At 64.2% G+C, this 20,357-nt stretch carries 20 protein-coding genes; 13 read left to right on the top strand and 7 right to left on the bottom strand.

What is annotated here, in order from left to right; translation table 11 throughout:
• Nucleotides 1–37: 37 nt before the first annotated feature.
• From C2L66_RS30690 to C2L66_RS30675, 4 genes are read right to left on the bottom strand one after another with little or no spacing between them, the layout of a single operon-like run.
• Nucleotides 38–955 (bottom strand): ABC transporter permease, encoded by a 918-nt coding sequence (locus tag C2L66_RS30690; protein ID WP_035995911.1) that lies wholly within the window; start codon nucleotides 953–955, stop codon nucleotides 38–40.
• Entirely contained in the window at nucleotides 952–2,070 is a 1,119-nt protein-coding gene (locus C2L66_RS30685) for an ABC transporter permease (RefSeq protein ID WP_060609965.1), read from the bottom strand. The genes C2L66_RS30690 and C2L66_RS30685 overlap by 4 nt, the downstream gene beginning before the upstream one ends.
• Entirely contained in the window at nucleotides 2,067–3,647 is a 1,581-nt protein-coding gene (locus tag C2L66_RS30680; protein WP_060609962.1) for an ABC transporter ATP-binding protein, read from the bottom strand. The genes C2L66_RS30685 and C2L66_RS30680 overlap by 4 nt, the downstream gene beginning before the upstream one ends.
• Nucleotides 3,644–4,669 carry a BMP family protein gene (locus tag C2L66_RS30675; RefSeq protein ID WP_035995914.1) on the bottom strand — a complete coding sequence of 342 codons (1,026 nt, stop codon included), beginning with the start codon at nucleotides 4,667–4,669 and terminating at the stop codon, nucleotides 3,644–3,646. Before C2L66_RS30675 ends, C2L66_RS30680 begins: the two co-directional genes overlap by 4 nt.
• Before the next feature lie 196 nt (nucleotides 4,670–4,865).
• Between C2L66_RS30675 and C2L66_RS30670 the strand changes: the two genes are divergently transcribed.
• The 5 genes from C2L66_RS30670 to hpxZ are packed head-to-tail and all read left to right on the top strand — an operon-like array spanning nucleotide 4,866 to nucleotide 8,812.
• Entirely contained in the window at nucleotides 4,866–5,672 is an 807-nt protein-coding gene (locus tag C2L66_RS30670; protein WP_060609959.1) for a cysteine hydrolase family protein, read from the top strand.
• Nucleotides 5,669–6,820, top strand: coding sequence for an amidase (locus tag C2L66_RS30665; protein ID WP_060609956.1), 1,152 nt, complete (start codon nucleotides 5,669–5,671; stop codon nucleotides 6,818–6,820). The genes C2L66_RS30670 and C2L66_RS30665 overlap by 4 nt, the downstream gene beginning before the upstream one ends.
• A gap of 11 nt (nucleotides 6,821–6,831) precedes the next feature.
• Nucleotides 6,832–7,023, top strand: coding sequence for a DUF4089 domain-containing protein (locus C2L66_RS30660; protein WP_054931592.1), 192 nt, complete (start codon nucleotides 6,832–6,834; stop codon nucleotides 7,021–7,023).
• Complete coding sequence (locus C2L66_RS30655; RefSeq protein WP_060609952.1) at nucleotides 7,020–8,423, top strand: AtzE family amidohydrolase; 1,404 nt, start codon at nucleotides 7,020–7,022, stop codon at nucleotides 8,421–8,423. Before C2L66_RS30660 ends, C2L66_RS30655 begins: the two co-directional genes overlap by 4 nt.
• Nucleotides 8,423–8,812 carry an oxalurate catabolism protein HpxZ gene (gene hpxZ, locus C2L66_RS30650; protein WP_060609949.1) on the top strand — a complete coding sequence of 130 codons (390 nt, stop codon included), beginning with the start codon at nucleotides 8,423–8,425 and terminating at the stop codon, nucleotides 8,810–8,812. The genes C2L66_RS30655 and hpxZ overlap by 1 nt, the downstream gene beginning before the upstream one ends.
• Before the next feature lie 1,055 nt (nucleotides 8,813–9,867).
• On the opposite strand, the gene C2L66_RS30645 is transcribed toward hpxZ, so the two are convergent.
• Nucleotides 9,868–10,491 (bottom strand): VOC family protein, encoded by a 624-nt coding sequence (locus C2L66_RS30645; protein ID WP_060609946.1) that lies wholly within the window; start codon nucleotides 10,489–10,491, stop codon nucleotides 9,868–9,870.
• A gap of 233 nt (nucleotides 10,492–10,724) precedes the next feature.
• Here C2L66_RS30645 and C2L66_RS30640 point away from each other — a divergent pair, with 233 nt between their 5' ends.
• Nucleotides 10,725–11,273, top strand: a complete 549-nt coding sequence (locus tag C2L66_RS30640) for a DUF4142 domain-containing protein (protein WP_082433859.1) — start codon at nucleotides 10,725–10,727, stop codon at nucleotides 11,271–11,273.
• A 74-nt stretch (nucleotides 11,274–11,347) separates the two neighbouring features.
• On the opposite strand, the gene C2L66_RS30635 is transcribed toward C2L66_RS30640, so the two are convergent.
• Nucleotides 11,348–11,650 carry a hypothetical protein gene (locus C2L66_RS30635; protein WP_176056925.1) on the bottom strand — a complete coding sequence of 101 codons (303 nt, stop codon included), beginning with the start codon at nucleotides 11,648–11,650 and terminating at the stop codon, nucleotides 11,348–11,350.
• A gap of 310 nt (nucleotides 11,651–11,960) precedes the next feature.
• Complete coding sequence (locus C2L66_RS30630) at nucleotides 11,961–12,164, bottom strand: DUF2795 domain-containing protein (protein ID WP_107203160.1); 204 nt, start codon at nucleotides 12,162–12,164, stop codon at nucleotides 11,961–11,963.
• A 170-nt stretch (nucleotides 12,165–12,334) separates the two neighbouring features.
• Between C2L66_RS30630 and C2L66_RS30625 the strand changes: the two genes are divergently transcribed.
• The 7 genes from C2L66_RS30625 to C2L66_RS30595 all read left to right on the top strand — a co-directional run bounded on the left by C2L66_RS30625 (nucleotide 12,335) and on the right by C2L66_RS30595 (nucleotide 19,941).
• Entirely contained in the window at nucleotides 12,335–12,577 is a 243-nt protein-coding gene (locus C2L66_RS30625) for a hypothetical protein (RefSeq protein ID WP_054931587.1), read from the top strand.
• 247 nt (nucleotides 12,578–12,824) lie between these two features.
• Entirely contained in the window at nucleotides 12,825–13,139 is a 315-nt protein-coding gene (locus C2L66_RS30620; RefSeq protein WP_060609943.1) for a hypothetical protein, read from the top strand.
• Between the two features lie 65 nt (nucleotides 13,140–13,204).
• A complete protein-coding gene (locus tag C2L66_RS30615) occupies nucleotides 13,205–13,393 on the top strand; it encodes an SDR family NAD(P)-dependent oxidoreductase (protein ID WP_060609940.1) in 189 nt (62 codons plus the stop codon).
• A gap of 81 nt (nucleotides 13,394–13,474) precedes the next feature.
• A complete protein-coding gene (locus tag C2L66_RS30610) occupies nucleotides 13,475–14,464 on the top strand; it encodes a chemotaxis protein CheB (RefSeq protein ID WP_060610705.1) in 990 nt (329 codons plus the stop codon).
• An 85-nt stretch (nucleotides 14,465–14,549) separates the two neighbouring features.
• The gene (locus tag C2L66_RS30605; RefSeq protein WP_060609938.1) at nucleotides 14,550–18,632 is read left to right on the top strand and encodes a CheR family methyltransferase; all 4,083 of its coding nucleotides are present in this window, start codon (nucleotides 14,550–14,552) and stop codon (nucleotides 18,630–18,632) included.
• A gap of 96 nt (nucleotides 18,633–18,728) precedes the next feature.
• Nucleotides 18,729–19,310, top strand: a complete 582-nt coding sequence (locus tag C2L66_RS30600; RefSeq protein WP_060609935.1) for a hypothetical protein — start codon at nucleotides 18,729–18,731, stop codon at nucleotides 19,308–19,310.
• Nucleotides 19,303–19,941 carry a recombinase family protein gene (locus tag C2L66_RS30595; RefSeq protein ID WP_167352386.1) on the top strand — a complete coding sequence of 213 codons (639 nt, stop codon included), beginning with the start codon at nucleotides 19,303–19,305 and terminating at the stop codon, nucleotides 19,939–19,941. The genes C2L66_RS30600 and C2L66_RS30595 overlap by 8 nt, the downstream gene beginning before the upstream one ends.
• Nucleotides 19,942–20,357: the final 416 nt, after the last annotated feature.

Below are 20,357 nucleotides of genomic sequence, written 5' to 3'. Positions count from 1 at the left end.
CGTTATGGTACTCCGCCGCGCCCCGGCGCTCGCGCGCTCAGCGCCTGAACGGCTGGGTGAGCGCGGGTGGCGCGGATTGCCTGCCGATCAGTCCGGCGACGGCCACGAGCGCGAGCAGGTACGGCAGCATGATGAGCAAGGCCGTCGGCACATGCAGGCCGAACATCGGCAACTGAAACTGCATCGCCGTCGCTGCGCCGAACAGCAGGCACGCGAGCGCGGTGCGCCCCACCTTCCAGTTGCCGAAGATGATCGCCGCAATGGCCAGATAGCCCGCGCCGTTGGTCATGCCTTCCGTGAAGGTGTGGATGTCGCCGATCGAGATGAAGCAGCCCGCCGCTGCCGACATCACGCCCGAGAACACCACCGCGCCGTAGCGAATCCGCGCGACGCCGAGGCCCGACTGATCGACGGCGCGGGGTGCGACACCTGTTGCGTGCAGCGCGACGCCCAATGCGGTGTGACGCATCACCACGTAGGTAGCGATCAGCACCGCCAGTCCCGCATACAGCAGCCACACCTGACCGAATACCGGCTCGCCGATGACAGGCAGTGTGCCGAGCACAGGCGGCGACCAGTGCGCCAGGCCCGGAATCACCGCGCTCGAACGCTCGCCGAAGATTTCGCGGTAAGCGAGCGTCGTGCCGCCGAGCGCCAGAATATTGATGCCGATGCCCGTCACGATCTGATTCGCGCGCATCGTCACGCTCAGGAACGCCTGCAGCAGCGCGAGCGGGATCACGCCGAGCATGCCGCACAACAAACCGACTGACGGATTGCCCGTGAGCCATGAAAACGTCGCGCCGAGAAACGCGCCTGTCAGCATCATGCCTTCGACGCTCATGTTGAGCACGCCCGCGCGCTCGCTGACGAGTTCGCCCGTGGATGCGAGCATCATCGGCGCGGCGAGGCGGACCGACGCGCCCGCGAACACTGCGAGAAGTTCGAGATTCATTGGCGCGCGTCTCCCTTGTCGAGCCACATCGCGCCGCCCGCAAGCGCGATGGTGACGATGCCCTGCACGATCAGCACGAGCGCCGACGGCACCTGCGCGACCATTTCCATGTTGATGCCGCCCGAGCGCAGAAAGCCGAACAGCAGCGCCGCCGCGAATACACCTGTGATCGAGCCGCGCGCGAGCAGTCCGACCACCAGGCCATCGAAGCCATAGCCGGACGAAAAGCCGGCTTTCAGCGAGTATTGATCGCCCTGCAGCATCAACGCGCCTGCAAGGCCGCTGAACGCGCCAGCCAGCGCCAGTGCACCGACGATCGACGACGTGATCGGCAAACCCGCACGCCTCGCCGCGATCGCGTTCAGGCCCGCCGCCCGCAGCGACAGGCCGAAGCGCGTGCGCGTGAGCAGAACGGCCGAGCCGATGGCCAGCGCGATCGTGACGGGCAGACCGATGTTGAGGTTCATGCCGCTCGCCGCGAGGATCGCGGGGAGCTTGGTCGGATCGGGAATTTCGAGCGATTCGGGCAAGGTCGCGCCGTTCGTCATCGGCTGGCGCAGCAGCGCTTCGCTTTGCACGCACCAGTAGAGCAGCCACACGGCGATGAACGACAGCAACAACGTGCTGATCACTTCATTGGTGCCGGCCTTCGCTTTCAGCACGCCGGGCACGCCGCCCCATAGTGCGCCCGCGGCGGCGGCGCCGAGCATCGGCACGATGAACGACAGGCCGAGCGGCAAGTGCGCGCATCCGCCGTAGAGACTCAGCGCGGTCGCGACGATGCCGCCGATCGCAAGCTGCCCTTCGCCGCCCACGTTCGTGAGCTTCGCGCGGTTCGCAATCACGAAACCGGTGCCGACCAGCGCGAATGCAAGGCTGCGATTGATCGACGCGCCGATCGCATACGGCGAGCCCCATGCGCCGTCGGCGAAAGCCGCGAGCGCATCGCCGATCGGCACGCCCATTAGCGCGATCAACGCGAGCGCCGCCAGCATCGCGAATACGACGGCCCCGGCGATCACGCACGCGACGCGCACATGCGGCAGCCGCGCGCGCCAGCCTTGCGCGTCTTGCGTCGAGCCGAACAGGGTTTGCACCTTCATCTGCGGATTCATGCAGGTTCTCCCGCGCCCGCCATCCACGCGCCGATACGGCCGCGATTGCTCGCCTCGGGCGCACAGGTGCCCATGACGCGCCCGCGATACAGCACGACGATGCGGTCGGCGACGCTCATCAGTTCGTCGAGTTCGGAGGAAATCAGCAACACGCCCACGCCGCGGTCGCGTGCGGCACGGATGTGCGTATACACGGCAGCCACAGCGCCGACGTCGAGACCGCGCGTCGGTTGCGCGGCGAGCAGGAACAGCAGCGGATCGAGCGTCAGTTCGCGCGCCAGCACAGCCTTCTGCTGATTGCCACCCGACAGCCCGCCGAACAGCGCGTCGGGGCCGCTCGCGCGCACGTCGAAGCGCTGCATCAGGTCGAGCGCGGCGGCCCGCATCGCACGGCGGCGCAGAAAGCCCGCGCGCGTGTAGCCGTCGAGATGATTGAGCAGCAGATTGTCGGCGACGCTCATCCCCGTGACACAACCCACCGCGTGCCGATCTTCCGGCACGATGCCCACGCCGGCTTGCGTCAGTTCGCGCGGCGTGGCATTCGTCATATCGCGCCCCGCGATAAAAAAGCGTCCTGCCGACGCGCTCGACATGCCCGCGAGCACCGCGCCGAGTTCGCTCTGCCCATTGCCTTCGACGCCCGCAATCCCGACGATCTCGCCGCGATTCACGACGAGCGTGCAGTCTTCGAGGCGCGTGACGCCTTCGGCATCGCGTGCGCTCAGAGCGTCGATCTGCAATACCTCTTCGGCGAGCGGACGCGAGTATGGCGAGCGCGTGTTGACGAGCGACAGGCGGCTGGTCAGATCGGCGTCGTCATCGTCGCCGTCTTTTCCCGGGCGATGAATCATCGCATGCACGAGCCTGTCGATTTCGCCCGATGGCGCCGCCGAGCGCGCCACCACGCGCCCCGATTGCAGCACCGTGGCATGCGTGGCGATCCGGCAAATCTCCCTCAGCTTGTGCGTGACGAGCACCACCGCGCAGCCGCGCGCGGCGACGCGCTCGCAGGTGTCGAGCAACGCGTCGATCTCGGCGGGCAACAACACGGCCGTCGGCTCGTCGAGCAGCAGAAGACGCGGCTCGCGCATCAGACACTTGACGATTTCGACACGCTGCCGCTCGCCCACCGACAGGTCCGCGACCTTCGCGTCGAGCGCCAGTTCCAGCCCGACGCTCGCCAGCACTTCATGCAGGCGCGCCGCTTCGCGCTGCCGGTTGAGCCAGCCGCGCGCCTGGCCGAGCAGAAGATTGTCGAGCACGCTGGCGTCGTCGACGAGACTGAAATGCTGATGCACCATCGCGATGCCGTGCGCCAGCGCCTCACGCGGATTACGCGGACGATACGGCGCGCCGTTCACCTGCATCGCGCCCGCATCCGGCTGATGAACGCCGAAGATCACGTTGCACAGCGTCGATTTGCCCGCGCCGTTCTCGCCGAGCAGGCAGTGCACGTCGCCGGGCATCAGATCGAGCGACACGCCTTCGAGCGCGGTGAACGCGCCAAAATGCTTGCAGATGTTCGTCAGCGAAAGGATTGGCTCGGCACGCGCGACGGGAGAAGCGAGCGTGCTCATCCTTCGGATACCTTGATCTTGCCGCTCAGGATGTCGTCCTCGATCTGCTTGAGCTTCGCGTCCATCGCGGGCGTCGACTTGCAGATCACCATGCTCGAAGCCTTCGGCCCCATCGCGAGACCGAAGGCCTTGTAGCCGGGCTGCCATTGGCCTTTCTCGAGTTGCTCGATCGCGTACTGCGCCTGGTAGCCGACACCCGTGATGCTGTACGCGACGTAGAGCGGATCGCTGCCGCAACGGTCCGTGTAGCTGCCGATGATGTGCGTGTTCTTTTCCTTAGCCGCCTGCTCCAGCCCGCGCAGCCCGAGGTTCAGGATGTGATAGTGAACGTCGGCGCCTTGCGCGATCGCGGCAGCCGTCGCTTCGCGTGCCTTGGCGACGTTGTCGAAGTCGCCCGTGTAGCTTTCGAAGTACTTCACCTTCGGGTTGATGTAGCGCGCGCCGTTGCCGAACTCCTTGCCCGCGTTGACGATGGACGGAATCTCCATGCCGCCCACGTAGCTCACCGCGCCGCTCTTCGACATCATCGCGGCGGCCGCGCCCGCGACAAAGGCGATCTCGGCCTGCTTCACGTCGTACCCGGCGACGTTGGGCGGCATGTTCTCACCCTTGTTGCCGCCCACCACCGAGAACTTCACGTTAGGAAAGCGCTTGGCGATCTTCAGCACGGCTGCCTGCGTCTGTCCGCCAATGCCGATCACCAGCTGGTTCTTCGACGCGAGATTGGTGAGCGCCTGCTCCATGTCCGCGTAGTTGATGTTCTCGATGATCTGCGTTTTCAGTTTCGGGCCGAACTCTTTCTGCGCGGCCACGACGCCGTCGTAGCCCGACTCCATCCAGCCCTTGTCCGTCTTCGAGCCGGGGATCAGCACGCCGACGCGCATCGCGTCATCGGCGGCGTGCGCGGCGGGCACGAAGAACGAGGGCGCGGCGAGCGCGACGAGTCCCGCCACGACGAGCGCGCGAGCCACGAGCCGACGGCGCGGTTTTCCGTGCGATGCCTGTTGCGAACCGATCATCATTGGCACTCCTTTTGCGTTGGATTTGGGTAAGTAGGTTATTCATGACTGAAATGCACGTTGCAACTTCGATGCCAATGCGCGACCGGGGCAGCGGGAACGCTCCCATTTTTTTCATTCGGCCGGCGGCATCGGCGACGTGCATAGCACCGTTTCAGGACCCCTCGGACATCACACGTTCAACGCTCTGGAGAAACCCATGAACGACAACTCGAACCCAGACCTGGCAAGGCCTGGCGGCGCGCTCGGCGCCTTCGCGCAGACGCGCTGGACGGCGACGGAAGCGCTCGTCGACATGGCCGCGCCGACGCCGGCGCCGCGCATCGCCGTCCTCGATTCCGAACCGCAAAACGTGCGCTTCGACATCGAAAAATCGGCCCTCGTGATCATCGACATGCAGAACGATTTCTGCACCAAAGGCGGGTGGGTGGACCACATTGGGGGCGATTACAGTGCGGACCGCGCGCCGATTGCACCACTGCAGCGCCTGCTGCCCGTGGTGCGCGACAGCGGCATTCCCGTCATCTGGGTGAACTGGGGCAACCGGCCGGATCTCGCGAACATGCCGCCCAATCAGCTCCATCTGTATAAGCCGAAGGGCACGGGCATCGGTCTTGGCGAGCCGTTGCCCGAGCATGGCGCGCGCGTGCTGGAGAAAGATTCGTGGGCCGCCGCCGTGGTCGACGAACTGAAGATAGAGCAGCAGGACATCTGCGTGGACAAGTACCGCATCAGCGGCTTCTGGGATACGCCGCTCGATAGCATCCTGCGCAACCTCGGCACGCGCACGGTGTTCTTCGCGGGCGTCAACACTGATCAATGCGTGCTGCACACGCTCACCGACGCGAACTTTCTCGGCTACGGCTGCGTGATGCTGACCGATTGCTGCGCGACGTCGTCGCCCGCGTTCTGCACGGAAGCGAGCATCTGGAATGTGAAGAAGTGCTTTGGCTTCGTCGCTGATTCGCTGCAATTCGCCGCCGCGCTAAAGGGAGGCGCAGTATGAGCGCGTTCATCCCGGGCCCGCGCCTCGAAGTCAGCGCCACCGCGCGCGGCGCGCTCGACGGCTTGCGCTTCGCGGTCAAGGATCTGATCGACGTGGCGGGCGTGACGACGGGCGGCGGCAATCCCGAGTGGCTCGCAACGCACAGCCCCGCCGCGCGTCATGCGCCTTGTGTGGCCAGATTGCTCGACGCGGGCGCATCCGTGGACGGCAAGACGATTACCGACGAACTCGCCTACAGTCTGGAAGGCGTGAACGCGCACTACGGCACGCCGCTCAACCCGCGCTGGCCGTTTGCACTGCCGGGCGGATCGTCGAGCGGATCGGCGTCCGCCGTGGCGAGCGGCGAAGTGGACTTCGCGCTCGGCACCGATACGGGCGGCTCGGTACGCGTGCCCGCCGCGTTCTGCGGATTGTGGGGAATTCGTCCGACTCACGATGCCGTATCGCTGGAAGGCGTGCTACCGTTTGCGCCCTGCTTCGATACCGTCGGCTGGTTTGCGCCCACGGGCGCGATGCTCGCGCGCGTCGCCGACGTGTTGCTGGAAGGCGTGCCTGCTGTCGATGCACCCTCAGCGCTGGTGCGTTGCAAGGAAGCATTCGATGCACGCTCAGCCTGCGAACCTGAGGACGCTCAACGCCTGCGCGAAATGTCCGCTACGCACGATGAGATCGAAGTCATTGCAGGTGATCGCGCCCGCTGGCTGCATGTGTATCAGCAGTTGCAGGACGATGCGATTGGTGCTTCGCTGGGCGCGTGGATCGATGCGACTGCGCCGCGCTTCGGCGACGATATCGCCGCACGCTTTGCGCGCCTGAAGACGCACGACGCCGCCGAAGTCGAACGTTGTCGAGTCTTGCGCGAGACGTTCGCGCGACGCATCGACGGCATGGTGGGTAACGCGCTGATCGTGCTGCCGACCACGCCGCGCTCGCTGTTGAGCAGGCACGAAACACCCGAGCGCACGAATGCGTTCTATCGAGACGCGCTGACCATGAATGCAATTGCAGCATTCGCCGGCTTGCCGCAAGTCACGGTGCCCGTCGCGAACGAAAGCGAACGGCCGCTCGCGCTGTCGCTCATCGGTCCGCGTGGAAGCGATCGCGCGTTGATCGCGCGGGCGCGCCAACTCTTTCCCACTCTTTCGTGAATCCGACGCCCATGTCAACTTCGCTCGACACCACGCTCGACGCCTATGTCGATGCCGCGCTCGCGCTGCACTTCCCGGCGCTTCCTGCCGAAGCCGCCGCGCGCGTAAAGGCTCAATTCGCCCGCGTTGCGCAGCTGGCCGCGCCCGTGCTCGCCTATCCCGTCGATACCAACGACGAACCTGCGACGGTGTATCGCCCATGACGACATTCAACAGTGTTTCCGGCAGCGCGCTGTCGATCGCGCGCGCGTATGCCGATGGCGCGTTCAGCGCACGTGAATTGATCGAGGCGACGCTTGCGCGGATCGACGCACACGACGCGCAGATCAACGCGTTCACCGCCATCACGCGCGAACGCGCGCTGGCCGAAGCCGATGCGCTCGATGCACGCCGCGCGAGTGGCCAGACATTGCCGGCGCTGGCGGGGGTTCCGTTTGCGGCCAAGAATCTGTTCGACATCGCGGGCGTCACGACCATAGCGGGTTCGCGGGTGCTCGCCGACGCGCCGCCCGCCACGGCCGATGCAACGCTCGTGAGACGCCTTTGCGATCAAGGCGCGATCATGGTCGGCGCGCTCAATATGGACGAGTTCGCGTATGGCTTCACCACCGAGAATCATCATGCGGGACCGTGCCGGAATCCGCATGACCTGACGCGTTCGGCGGGCGGATCGTCGGGGGGAAGCGCGGCGGCCGTCGCGGCCGGCTTCGTGCCCGTCACGCTCGGCACCGATACCAACGGCTCGGTGCGGGTGCCTGCTTCGCTGTGCGGCGTGTTCGGCGTGAAGCCGACTTACGGACGTCTGTCGCGGCACGGCACGTGGCCCTTCGTCGCGAGCCTCGATCATATGGGCGCTTTCGCGCGTAGCGTGGACGATCTCGCTGCCGTCTACGACGCGTTGCAATGCACGGACCCGTTCGATCCTTCGTGCGCGCAACGTGGCTTCAAATCGGCCAACGCGCGGCCCGGTGCGTTGCGGGTGGCGCGGCTCGGTGGCTATTTCGACGAACACGCGAATGACGATGCGCACCAGGCGTCGTGCGTTGCTGCTGAAGCGTTGGCGGCGGCGCATACGGTTGAATATCCCGATGCCGATGCGGCGCGCGGCGCGGCGTTTCTGATCACGGCTGCCGAGGGTGGTCAGTTGCATATGGCGAATTTGCATGCGCGCTATGACGAGCGTGAGCCTTTGTCGCGCGATCGGCTGATTGCGGGGGCGTTATTGCCCGCGGCATGGATCGTCCAGGCGCAGCGTGTGCGGGCTGCGTTGCGGCGTCGCGTGCTGGAACTGTTCTCGCATTACGATGTGCTGATTGCGCCGGCTACGCCTGTCGTGGCGCCGCATATTGGCGATGAGTTCATGGACGTCAATGGCGAGCGGCTCGCTGTGCGCCCTAATCTGGGGTTGTTGACACAGCCGGTCTCGTGTCTCGGTCTGCCTGTTGTCGTCGCGCCGATGCGCACGGGCGGTGGCTTGCCGATCGGTGTTCAGTTGATCGCGCCGCCCTGGCGTGAGGAGCTTGCGTTTGAAGCGGCGCGGCGTCTTGAGGCTGCGGGGCTTGCTTATTGTCCGCCGACGGCGTTTGATGTGGGAGCACGGTGATGATCGAAATCAATCGGCCCGATGTGCTCGCTGAAGTCAACGCTGCATTCGATGCTTATGAACGGGCGCTTGTGAGCAATGACGTTGCTGTGCTCGATGCGCTCTTTTTTGATTCGCCGCATACGCTGCGGTATGGGGCGACGGAAACTCTTTACGGGTATGAGGCGATTCGTGAGTTTCGCGCTGCGCGGCCTGGGAAGGGGCTTGAGCGGACAGTGACGGCGCGGGTGGTGACGAGTTATGGCGATGCGTTCGCCGTCGCTAATATCGAGTTTCGGCGCGATGGGGAGCCGCGTGTTGGTCGGCAAAGTCAGACGTGGATCAGGATGCCTGAAGGCTGGCGTGTGGTGAGTGCACATGTGAGTTGGATGGAGGTGGGGTCTTTTTGACTGGCGTCGGGGGTTGCGGTTTTGGTTCCTTTTCTGGCATCCGGACTGTGCCTTCGCGGCGCGGGCTATGCTGGGCGGTGTTTTTTTGAGGTCTGTGGTGGCATTCGCGGTGGGCGGTGGGCGTTTGACTTTGCGCTGGCATCCGCGAGTTGTTAGCGTGCTGCAGGCGTTGCCCCTCTGCGCTTGCCTTTTCGCTGGCATCCGCGTTACGTTAGCTCGCTTCAGGCGTCGCCCCTGTGCGGGGCGGCACCTACTTTTCTTTGCCGCCGCAAAGAAAAGTAGGCAAAAGAAAGCGGCTCACACCGCCAATTCTTGACGTTTACCCACGGGCCCCCAACGTCCCCACACTTCACACACCAGTGGCCCTGGTTGGTGCCCGTTACCAACGCTTCGAATCAACGCCTCACCCGCTTCAAACACCCATACCTGAGCCAGCGCCAGCGAATGGTATGCGCCGCCCAGGTGGCAAACTGTGTGTAGGTTGTCGCGTCGTATAGGGTGGCGTTCTTACCGGGTGGGGTGCGTGCGCTATCGGTCCGGAGTGAGGCGCGTATGGCGCGAAAGCCGACACACAGTTTGCCACCTGGGCGGCCGTGGACTGTCTGGTGAGGCATGCTGAAACGCAGATGCGTGAAGCGGGTGAGGCGCTCATTCAGAGCGTTGGCAACGGGCGTGGATCATGTGGTCGCCGTGTGAAGCGTAAGAAGCTGTGGGGGCCCTCAGGCAAGAATTAGCGCTGGCGGTGTGAGCCGCTTTCTTTTGCCTACTTTTCTTTGCGGCGGCAAAGAAAAGTAGGTGCCGCCCCGCACAGGGGCGACGCTTGAAGCGAGCTAACGATTGGCGGATGCCAGCGAAAAGGCAAGCGCCCAAGGGCAACGCCTGCAGCACGCTAACAATTCGCGGATGCCAGCGCAAACGCAAGCGCGCAAAGGCGAACGGCCAGCGCGGATGCCAGCGCAAAGACCAGAACACCGCCCGGCATAGCCCGGCCCCACACCCGCACAATACGGAATGCCCGCCAAAAACCACCCCAACCCGCCCGCGCAGCAAAACCCTTATCCACCTTGCTCACGAACGATGAATTCGGCATACCAGTCAGGCCAGTTCTCATCATGCTGACCGGTCTTTTTCTCGTGTTCGCCATGCGCGGCGGCAGCGCGCCGCAACGCCCCTGCAAGATCCTTCGCCGAACCGAATCTCGTATCGCCCGCCTCCACTCTGCCGGGAAGCCGTGCCGTCACTTCCTGAAAAACCCAGCCATTTCCGTCGGGGTCGCTGAACGATGCGAAAGAACCATAAGTAGCCCGTGACGGATGCGGACCGCTCAACCGTCCCACTTCACCGGCATGATGGAATACCCCACCGACGTCGTGAAAAACCTCGCTAACCTCGATACCCCGCTCCACGAGCTCCGCGCGCGCGGCCACGACATCCGACACGATAAGGTGAAGTCCCTGCACGGAGCCAGGTTCCTCCGTCGTGACGCCGGTTCCAAACAGAACCGAGCAATGCGAGCCCGGCGGTGTGAAGTGCACGACCCGAAACTGATCACCCTTCGCGAGATCGACGTCGAGCCGCCAGCCCAACCTCTCGTAGAACTGCTTCGCGCGATCGACGTCCGCCACGGGAATGACCACGACCTCCAGTTTCATGTCGACCGTTCTCTGTCCAGTGCTCATGTCTAGCTCCTCATGATTGGCCAATCCAGGCGGGCAATTGCAAACAGGCAAGCTACGCGGAGAAACAGGCGGTCGGATCGAGTAAAAAGCGCCATCGACACGAATCGCGTTCCGCCTCCAGAGATTGGTGAAGACCGCCACATGCGGGCGCTCGACGCGCCGATTCATTTCCGGAGGCGGCACATCGATTGCACCTCACACCTGAACTGCCATCCATTCAGGGAGAAAGCCGCATGAAGCATAAACATATCGCCATTGGCGCGATCGTGCTGACAAGCACCCTCGCCCTCTCGCCTCTCGCAGCCGCACAAACGCAGGCCGCGTCCACGACCGCCGCCAACCCATTAGCCCAGGCCGACAAGGACTTCGTGCAGGCGGCGTCGATGTCGTCATCGACCGAGATCGATGCGGCCAAGCTGGCCACCGCAAATTCGGAAGACAAGGATGTGAAATCGTTCGCGCGCCACATGATGCTCGACCACACGAAGCTCACCGTGCAGTTGAAAATGGCGGCACCACATGGCGTGAGCGTTCCCAAGGACAACTCGGATACGTCCCTGCTCGGCTCGCTAAAAACCCTGAAGGGCAAGACTTTCGACCAGGCGTACATAGCGAAGGTCGGCGTGGAAGGCCACAAGCAAGCCGTCGCGGCGTTCGAAAAGGAGATCTCGGACGGTCAGGACGCGAAGCTGAAGAAGGCCGCCCAGGACGCACTGCCGACCATCAGGAAGCACTACCAGATGGCGCAGGATCTCGCCGCGGCGAAGGGCGTATCGCAGTAGCAGCAGTAGCGATAAAAAGGCGGCCGGCATAGGGAACGATGCCGGCCGCACGGGCGCCAGAGTTGGCCCTCCGGCTATCCGTTGCCCGCAGCAACGGAATGTCTTGCAGCGACATCGCTCAGAGCGTCGCTGCTTTCAGCACTCGTTCCTCTTCGTCGCTCGTTTGCCACGTTGCTACCGGGCGCAAGAAGATGGAGAAACGAATGGATAATCCACTTTTCCTCGTTGAGCCGGGACAGAATCCGGTCGGCTTCCGCTCTGCCCAGCGGTTCGAAACTGATCGTGATGCGCTCGAACTTGTCATACAGCACAGATGTCGTCGACGTGCCTCGCATGCAGGCACCCGCATCCGTTAGCAAACGCCAGAGAGCAGTCATGTGCATATCGCCGCACGCCGATTGAACGGTGATGCGGCCGACACGCGCAGTTTCCCTCCGATGCGGGTCATCTTTATGGTCCGAAATCCCTCATTGCGTGAGATCTGTCCGCCCGGAAGGTCGCATCAAACAGATGCGAACGCAGTTCTGGTGAATACGACTAAAAGGTTAGCGTCGGCGCGTGAGATTGTTAAGCGCGTGCGCCTGTCCGTAAGTTATGGTTATTGGACGGACGGGCGCCAGTTCGCGCCACATTGCGTGCATCCGCGCCGCCCCGGCATGCATCGCCGGCGCAATCCAACCGTCAGGCCTAACGCGCCCCCGTGCCCACTGCTTGGGAAACGGCAGCCGGACTGTCGTAGTCCTCGTCGGGCAAAGCCGCGAGTGCTTCCATCACGGTTTCATCCGCATCGTTTTCCTTGGCCGTCTTTAGAAGCGCATCCTTTCGCGCGGGATATGAAGCGCCCTTCAATGCCTTCTGTACTTCAATGAACCTCGCAGTTGACGTCGACATGTTTCTCTCCATACGGATCGCTGGAATTCCCAGTAGCGCATGCGCCATACCAAAGGTTGTCAGCGCGTGAATCCGCCGGGAATGCCGCTTGCCGCCGCAATGGTTAGACGAACTTTCGTTAAACGAACTTTCTTTCGCGCCAGTCAGCGATGCAATTCAAGGAGCAGATCATGACCATCACGACGATACGCAAGTCGGACACGGAACTTCAGGTCGAGCAGACCTTGTATGTCTTCGCGAGGAAAGAGGAGGCCGAGGCGTTCCAGCAGTGCCTCGTCAACGGCACGGTGGAAGGCTGTTATCGCGCGCATCCGCCTGTGTCGATGCGGCCCGCGCGTGCCGACGAACGCGCCGACGACCCCAGCCGCGACAGCACGATTTCGCCGTCGCTCGGCGGCGATACGGCGATGTGACGGCGCGCGGCCCGTCAATCACGGCCAATGAACCGGGCGTCCAGAAACGGACAGAGGCATATAGACGGCAATACTCCTCATCAGGCACCGGAACCGATTGGTACGCACGATCCGGACCATGCCCGGACTTCAGCGCCTGCCCCCTTTCGCGCCGCGATCCGCACAGGTTTCGTCCGAGGCAGCCAGGTGCCGCGCACATATTCTTCGCGGTGCCGAACTCGTCCTGGCCCAGGAGACGCCCGATCGCATGAAGCAGAGCCTCGTCGTGCTCCTGCAGTTCGAGCACGCCGCGCTTGCCCCGCGCCCCTTCTTTGCACCCGATGCAATGGCACATGGCACGGGAATACCACTTGCGGATCGTCAGGCATACACGAAACCCCTGGAGGCCGAGATGCAGCCCGACGAAACCCCTCTCAAACCCGGCGACGAAGGACCGCCCGACGCTCCCGGCGTCGGCGAAGATGCGTGCCGCGCATGCCACGGCACGGGCAGTGTCGAAGGCCATCGCTGCGCCGTTTGCAACGGCACGGGCAAGGTGCTGCAGGGCATCGGCGGCGGCTAGCGACTACCGGCTGCGACTAGCGGTCGGCTCGCCGACAGGGAGACTCGAATGGATCTGAAAGACAGGTGGCGCTCGTGACGGGCGCGGGTTCCGGCATCGGCAGGGCGTGCGCGCTCAAGCTCGCAGCCGAAGGCGCAGGGGTCATCGTGCATGCACATAAGGGGGACGAGACCCAGGCAACCGTCGACGCGATCAGGCAGGCTGGCGGCACCGCATTCGGCATCACCGACGACCTGCGCGACGACCGGGGGTGAAGAGTCTCTCACTGCGCCGCGACATAGCCTGCGGGGCACGGCGATTGCTTCATCTGGATGCTTATGCAAAGCGGAGGTCATTTGACCCAGCGGGACTTCATCGCCGTAGGCGCGTCGTCGGGCGGGGTCGACGCCCTCCAGGCCCTCGCATCGGGACTCCCGCGCGACTTGCCGGCAACGGTTGTGATCGTCCTGCATGTGGGCGCGCATCAGAGTCTCCTGCCGTCGCTTTTGACCATGTCGGGCCCGCTGGAAGCCTCCCATGCCGTCGATGGCGAGCTCTACAAGCCGGGTAGAATTTACGTGGCCCCCCCGGATCTGCATCTGATCGTCGAAGGACCGCGCCTGCGCCTGGTGCACGGCTCGAAGGAAAACTTTGCGCGGCCTGCCATCGATCCTCTCTTTCGCAGCACGGCAGCCGAGATGGGCTCGCGCGCGATAGGCGTAATACTGACGGGCTTGCTCGACGACGGCGCGGCGGGCCTCGAAGCCATCCGGGCCTGCGGCGGCGTGACACTCGTGCAGGACCCCGACGACGCGTTCGCCCGCGACATGCCCGTGCATGCATCGCCGTTTGCCGACCATGTCTTGCCGCTCGGCCGCCTCACGGCGCTGCTCGTCGAACTGGCGGGCGGCGCGGCCGACGCGCCCGGAAGCGCCGACAGCTTGCGGCGGCCCGCCCGTCAGCGGGCCGCCCTCGAACAGCTTGCATGGCTTGGCGACCCCTCGCCGCCCGCCGCACTGAGCCAGTTTGCGGCGCCGTCCACGTACACCTGCCCCGAGTGCAGTGGAACGTTGTGGCATGTCATGGATTCCCGCCTGTTGCGTTATCGCTGCCACACGGGCCATGCGTACTCGCTCGTCTCGCTGGCTGGTGGCCGCCGCGACGACGTCGAGCGCTCGTTGATGGACGCCATGCGCGCGCTGCGCGAGCACGAGATGACGAGCCGTGCGCTGGGAGAACACTTCGGCAGACAGGGAGACGCCGCCGCACACACACGCGAGGAGGACACCGCGCGCCGCGCAGGCGAAGCGGTCAGCGTTTTGCAGTCGCTTCTGGTGGAGCGATAATAGTGTTCTACCGCCCCTCGAACGCATGCGGCCCTCTGCGGCCGAAGGCGGCGGCAGACCCTATTTTTCCATCGGACATGCGGCCATGCCAAAAGAGCGTGCACAGACGTTACCCAGCCAGGCCAACTTTCCGATCGTCGGAATCGGGGCCTCCGCGGGTGGACTGAGCGCACTCCGCGAATTCTTCGAAGCGTTGCCCGCCCACACGTCGATGGCCTTCGTGGTCATCGTTCATCTGGCGCCCGACCATGCAAGCAATCTGGCCTCGCTGCTGCAGAAGGGCACGCATATGCCCGTGACGGAAGTCACGGCGGCGACGCCCATCGAGCCCGACCATGTCTACCTGATCGCCCCTTCGCTGGAGCTGACCATGGTCGACGACTACCTGCGCGTCACGCCCAGGCAGCCGGACGACGGACGCAGAGCCGCGATCGACCTGTTCTTCCGGACGCTTGCCGAAGCGCATCGCGAACGGGCAATCGGCGTCGTGCTGTCGGGGGCCGGTTCAGATGGCTCGGTCGGGCTGTCGCGTGTCAAGGAGATGGGCGGCATTACGTTCGCGCAGGACCCGGCCGAAGCCGAATACGACAGCATGCCCCGCAGCGCCATCGCAACCGGGATGGTCGACTTCGTGCTGACGGCGGCCGAAATGCCGCAGCAGCTGCTGGACCTGTGGGTGACCACGAAGGAGATCCGTCTTCCCGACGCCGGAAGCGATGAGCGCGAGGAAGTCACCTCAAATGAGTCGGACGAGCGGGCGCTGCGCGAGATCATGGTCATTCTGCGCACGCGCACCGGTCACGATTTCCGCCATTACAAACGGGCGACCGTCTTGCGCCGGATCGAACGGCGTCTGCAGGTCAACGGCATCACCGACCTCCAGGTGTATCGCGACCATCTGCACCTGCATCCGGACGAAACCCAGGCGCTGCTGCAGGACATGCTGATCAGCGTCACGAACTTCTTCCGCGACAAGGAAGCGTTCGACGTGCTGGAGCGCGACATCCTGCCGTCGCTTTTCGAAGGGCGCGGCGAACAGGACCGTATCCGCGTATGGTCGGTCGGCTGCGCAACGGGCGAAGAGGCCTATTCGGTTGCCATGCTGCTGCAGGAGCGTTCGCTCAAGTCCACGGACGGCATCTCGTTTCAGGTATTCGCAACCGACATCGACGAGCGGGCCATTGCCTTTGCCCGCACGGGTCTCTACCCCGATTCGATTCTCGGCGACGTGACGGCGGCCCGGGTGCGCCAGTTCTTCTCGAAAGACGCCGCGCATTACCGCGTCAAGAAGGAACTGCGCGAGCACATGCTGTTCGCGCATCACAACGTCCTGAGCGATCCGCCCTTCTCGCGGCTCGATCTGATCTGCTGCCGCAACCTGTTGATCTATCTCGACCGCGAAGCGCAAATCGAAATCCTGAAGATGTTCCATTTCGCGCTGCGGCCAGGCGGCGTGCTGTTTCTGGGCAGCTCGGAATCGGCCGACAGCGTCAGTTCGATGTTCACTGTCATCGACAAGCGCAACCGCATCTATCGCGCGAATGTGGCCGTGCGCGGCGACACGCCCATGCCCGTCGCGATTTCCGGCGCCACGAGCACACGGCCGGTCGTGGCGACGGTGCAGCCGCCGGGACGCCGCCGCTTCTCGTTCGGCGACCTGCATCAGCGCCTTGTCGAGCAATATGCGCCGCCCAGCGTGCTGGTGAACCGCGACTCCGAAATCGTCCATCTGTCCGATCGCGCGGGCCGCTTCCTGCAATATGCGGGCGGCGAGCCATCGCACAACATCGTCGCTGTCGTGCGTCCCGACCTTCGCCTCGAATTGCGCACCGCGATCTATCAGGCGCTGAACACGAATCGCAGCGTCGAGGCGCGGCGCGTGAGGATCGAGCGCGACGGGCGCGCGTATTTCGTCAACATGACGGCGCGCCCGGTGCACGATCCCGAAGCGAACGCGGACTTCGTGCTGGTGCTGTTCGACGAAGTCGAAGACAGCATGAGCGGCTCGGAAACATCGGCGGCCGATGCGCAGAAAGACCCCATCATCAGCCAGCTCGAACGGGAACTGCAACGCACGAAGGAACAGTTGCAGTCCACCATCGAGCAATCGGAAACGTCGACGGAAGAGCTGAAGGCTTCCAACGAAGAACTGCAGGCGATCAACGAGGAACTACGCTCGGCGACGGAGGAACTCGAAACCAGCAAGGAAGAGCTTCAGTCGATCAACGAAGAACTCACCACCGTCAACGCCGAGCTGAAGTCGAAAGTCGAGGAAACGGGCAAGATCAACGACGACCTGCGCAACCTGATCGCCGCGAACGACATCGGCACGATCTTCGTCGACCGCAATATCTGCATCAAGCGCTACACGCCGCGCGCGACGGATGTCTTCAGCATCATCGCGTCGGATATCGGCCGGTCGCTGCTCGATATCACGCATCGGCTCGAATACGACAAGCTCGCCGACGACGCGGCGGAAGCATTCGAATCCTTGCGCCTGATCGAACGCGAACTGAAGAGCAACGACGGGCGCTGGTATCTCGCGCGCTTCGTGCCCTACCGCACGACGGAAGACCGCATCGACGGCGCGGTGCTCTCGTTCATCGACATCACCGGCCGCCGGCTGGCCGAAGAGCGGCTGCGCGAAGGCGAGCGGCACATGCGCATCGTGGCCGAGGGCACCAAGGACTACGCGATCATCACGTTCGACGACGAAGGGCTCGTCACCACCTGGAATGCGGGCGCCGAGCGGATCTTCGGCTACACCGCGGCGGAAATGATCGGCCAGTCCGCCGACCTGCTGTCCACCGGGGAAGACCGCGCGAACGGTGTCGCACAGCGCGAATTCGCGCAAGCGCGGCTGAACGGACGCACGGACGAAGAGCGCTGGCACGTGCGCAAGGACGGCACGCGCTTCGTCGCGAGCGGCGTGCTGTCCCGTCTGGACGAAGCAGGCATGAGCGGGTTCACGAAGATCGCGCGCGATCTCGGCGAATTCGGCCAGGCGCTGACGGCTGCGCGAGGCACCCCCACCGACCAGTTGCGCGACGCGGGCGAGCGCGATGCGCAGCGACGCCGCGACGAATTTCTCGCCGTGGTATCGCACGAACTCAAGCATCCGCTGAATCTGATCTCGGCGAGCGCCGAACTGATCGCGCGCGCGCCGGAAACGCGGCAAAGCCTGAATATCTCGCGCGCAACGGATACGATCCGGCGCACGGTCGTCGGTCAGGCGCAGATCATCGACGATCTGCTCGACATCTCGCGTGTGCGGACCGGCAAGCTGTCGGTCGTGCGCACGGTCGTCGACATGCGCGAGATCGTGCAACGCGTCAGCAACGCGGTGCGGGACGAGGCGCGGGAGCGCGGCATCGCGCTCAACGTCTCGGTGACGGAGGCGCCCGTCATCGTTCATGCGGATCTCACGCGGGTCGAGCAGATCGTCTGGAATCTGATCAGCAACGCACTGAAATTCACGACGCACGGCTCGGTGGATGTCTCGCTGCAAATCAGCGAACAAGCCGAGGCCGTGCTGCGCGTGACGGACACGGGCAGCGGCATCGAGCCGTCGCTGTTGCCGCATATCTTCGACATGTTCCAGCAAAGCCGCGACCCGACCGCGCGTCGCGCCGGGCTTGGCATCGGTCTGGCGCTGGTCAGGGATCTCGTGAATCTGCACGGCGGCGCGGTGCGGGTGGAATCCGAGGGAATCGGCCACGGCGCGAGCTTCACGGTCACGCTGCCCACACATCGCGCGCACGTCTACCCTGGCGCGAACAATAGCGCCGCAGCGGACTCGCTCCACGGGGTTCGGGTGCTGATGGTCGACGACGATGCGGCAACCGTCGAAACCTTCAAACTGCTTCTGGAAGGCGAAGGCGCGATCGTGCAAACGGCAACCAGCGGCGAGCAGGCCTTGTCGATCCTCGACAGCGATATCCCCGATATCGTTCTGTCCGACATCGGCATGCCGGGCATGGATGGGTTCGAGTTCGTCGGCAAGCTGCGCGAGGAGGCAACGCTCAAGTCCGTGATCTGCGTCGCGCTGAGCGGCTTCGGCCAGGACGCGGACATCAGGATGGCCCAGAGAGCCGGTTTCGATGCGCACCTGAAAAAGCCCGTGCTGCTCGAGGATCTGCTCCATGTGTTCTCGAACCTGCGGCGCTAGCGGTATCGCCGGTAACGGCAGGTTGTGCTTATGCAACGACAATGCGTCCGGCTATCCAGGCTGTACCGCGTGCGCCGCTGCGAAAGGAGGCGATAAGTGGCGAACGACACCGACAGCGGTTCGGTCGGACAGGCGAAGGCGGAGTTCGATGCGGCGCTCAGGCGGCTCGAAACGGCCCAGCGGCGTCTGCAGGCACTCGTCGCCAACCCGGGCGACGACGAAGCAGCATTGCAGGTAGCGCGCTCCGCGTATGATCACGCCCGGCTTCTCTGGCTTAGCAGTGAAGCCGCCCTGCGCAGCATCACGCTCGTCGAGAACCGTCAAGCCCATGCAAACCGGCGCATCGTGATTCTGCCCGGCAGTTCGCACGTGACGGAATCGCTTGCCATTCTGTTGCGCCTGCGCGGGTTCAGGGCGACCGTCATGTCGAAACATCCGGCCGGCCTCGACAGGGCCGTCGAGCCCACGGCTGCCGTCGTCGCCGATTTCGACGGGAGGCAGGAACAAGAGGACGAACTGGCCGTCAACCGGCTCAGAACGTCGCCCGCCACCCGGATGGTGGCGATGGTCCCGGCTGCGCTCCTGCATCACGAATGGCACGGGTTCGACGCCGTGCTCCCGAAGCCCACCACGGTCGATGCGATCATCCGCGTCATTCTCGGCGATGCCCATGAATAAGACCGGTTCGAGCCGGCTCAAACCGGACACCATTTCGCGCAGGACGTACTTCTATATCAACAACCCCGACGCCCGCGGGTTTCCCGAGCCGGAACTGATCGCGCTCGACAGGTCCGGCTACACGGTCGTCCTCAATCGCGTCGCCATCGATAACGCGCCGCCGTACCTCGCCGCATCGAGCCGCGAGGAATTCAGCGCCCTGCTTCGGCGCATTGCACCCGGAGAATTGCTCGTCGTGCTCGAACTCGCGTCGCTCGGGTGCAGCGCCCGCGACGTGCTCGCCACGCTGACGCGGTGCAGGAAGGCGAAAATCGCCGTTCGCTGCGTGGAGTTGGGCAACTGCGATCTCACGGCACGCCCCGAGCCGCAAGCGGTCAAAACGCTCAGGGCAATCGTCCGGATGGACAGATCGGTGCGAAGCCTGCGAAGCACCGAAAGCCTGAAATCCGCCCGGGAGAACGGCAGGCCGACCGGCCGCCCCGCTTCATTTTCGGGCGGCGATCGGGAACGCATCGTCCGGTCGTTGGGGAAGGGGCTGTCGGTCAGTGAAGTCGCGCGCAGATTCGGCACTTCGCGACAGACCGTCATGCGCGTGCGTGCGGCGGCGGCCCCGCCTGCTGGCGACAGTTGACCCGGCCGGGTCACGCGGCTTCACTCTGCGCGTCGCGTACCATTCGCACCGCAACCGGTTTTGCGGCGGGCGCGCTTATGCCGTTTCGATAGCTTCGCGAGCGACCAGGGCTCCTCGCGCTTCTCATTGAATGCAGTCCACAGCTATTCGCGCGCGTCGACAGTCACGGGGTCCAATTCGATGCTTGCGGATACGGCTTCGCTATCCAACTCCACTCCGACGTAGTTCGCAAAGACGGCGCGATTGCAGTCACGATATCGAGCGGCCCGGATGCGCAGATTCGACTACATGTCATTTCAGTTTGCGGATTACTCGCGAATCCGGCAAGTAAGCGTTCCCGCCAGACACCTTATTCTCTCCGGCTTCGCCTTATAGACTGGTTTCGACGTTGACGCATATCCGTTCAACGAATTGTC

This window comes from Paraburkholderia caribensis, from assembly GCF_002902945.1.
In the GTDB taxonomy this organism is placed as follows: Bacteria; Pseudomonadota; Gammaproteobacteria; order Burkholderiales; family Burkholderiaceae; genus Paraburkholderia; species Paraburkholderia caribensis.
The sequence above is the reverse complement of the archived record's forward strand: the minus strand, read 5'-3'. Positions and strand labels throughout refer to the sequence as shown.

What these genes read in the sequence shown, in the direction of transcription:
- C2L66_RS30595 (WP_167352386.1), top strand. Translation starts at nt 19,303, where the DNA reads ATGAATAAGACCGGTTCGAGCCGGCTCAAACCGGACACCATTTCGCGC.
- C2L66_RS30675 (WP_035995914.1), bottom strand. Translation starts at nt 4,669, where the DNA reads ATGATGATCGGTTCGCAACAGGCATCGCACGGAAAACCGCGCCGTCGG.
- C2L66_RS30630 (WP_107203160.1), bottom strand. Translation starts at nt 12,164, where the DNA reads ATGTCGACGTCAACTGCGAGGTTCATTGAAGTACAGAAGGCATTGAAG.
- C2L66_RS30645 (WP_060609946.1), bottom strand. Translation starts at nt 10,491, where the DNA reads ATGAGCACTGGACAGAGAACGGTCGACATGAAACTGGAGGTCGTGGTC.
- C2L66_RS30635 (WP_176056925.1), bottom strand. Translation starts at nt 11,650, where the DNA reads ATGACTGCTCTCTGGCGTTTGCTAACGGATGCGGGTGCCTGCATGCGA.
- C2L66_RS30690 (WP_035995911.1), bottom strand. Translation starts at nt 955, where the DNA reads ATGAATCTCGAACTTCTCGCAGTGTTCGCGGGCGCGTCGGTCCGCCTC.
- C2L66_RS30685 (WP_060609965.1), bottom strand. Translation starts at nt 2,070, where the DNA reads ATGAATCCGCAGATGAAGGTGCAAACCCTGTTCGGCTCGACGCAAGAC.
- C2L66_RS30680 (WP_060609962.1), bottom strand. Translation starts at nt 3,647, where the DNA reads ATGAGCACGCTCGCTTCTCCCGTCGCGCGTGCCGAGCCAATCCTTTCG.
- C2L66_RS30660 (WP_054931592.1), top strand. Translation starts at nt 6,832, where the DNA reads ATGTCAACTTCGCTCGACACCACGCTCGACGCCTATGTCGATGCCGCG.
- C2L66_RS30620 (WP_060609943.1), top strand. Translation starts at nt 12,825, where the DNA reads ATGAAGCAGAGCCTCGTCGTGCTCCTGCAGTTCGAGCACGCCGCGCTT.
- C2L66_RS30640 (WP_082433859.1), top strand. Translation starts at nt 10,725, where the DNA reads ATGAAGCATAAACATATCGCCATTGGCGCGATCGTGCTGACAAGCACC.
- C2L66_RS30655 (WP_060609952.1), top strand. Translation starts at nt 7,020, where the DNA reads ATGACGACATTCAACAGTGTTTCCGGCAGCGCGCTGTCGATCGCGCGC.
- C2L66_RS30665 (WP_060609956.1), top strand. Translation starts at nt 5,669, where the DNA reads ATGAGCGCGTTCATCCCGGGCCCGCGCCTCGAAGTCAGCGCCACCGCG.
- hpxZ (WP_060609949.1), top strand. Translation starts at nt 8,423, where the DNA reads ATGATCGAAATCAATCGGCCCGATGTGCTCGCTGAAGTCAACGCTGCA.
- C2L66_RS30670 (WP_060609959.1), top strand. Translation starts at nt 4,866, where the DNA reads ATGAACGACAACTCGAACCCAGACCTGGCAAGGCCTGGCGGCGCGCTC.
- C2L66_RS30605 (WP_060609938.1), top strand. Translation starts at nt 14,550, where the DNA reads ATGCCAAAAGAGCGTGCACAGACGTTACCCAGCCAGGCCAACTTTCCG.
- C2L66_RS30625 (WP_054931587.1), top strand. Translation starts at nt 12,335, where the DNA reads ATGACCATCACGACGATACGCAAGTCGGACACGGAACTTCAGGTCGAG.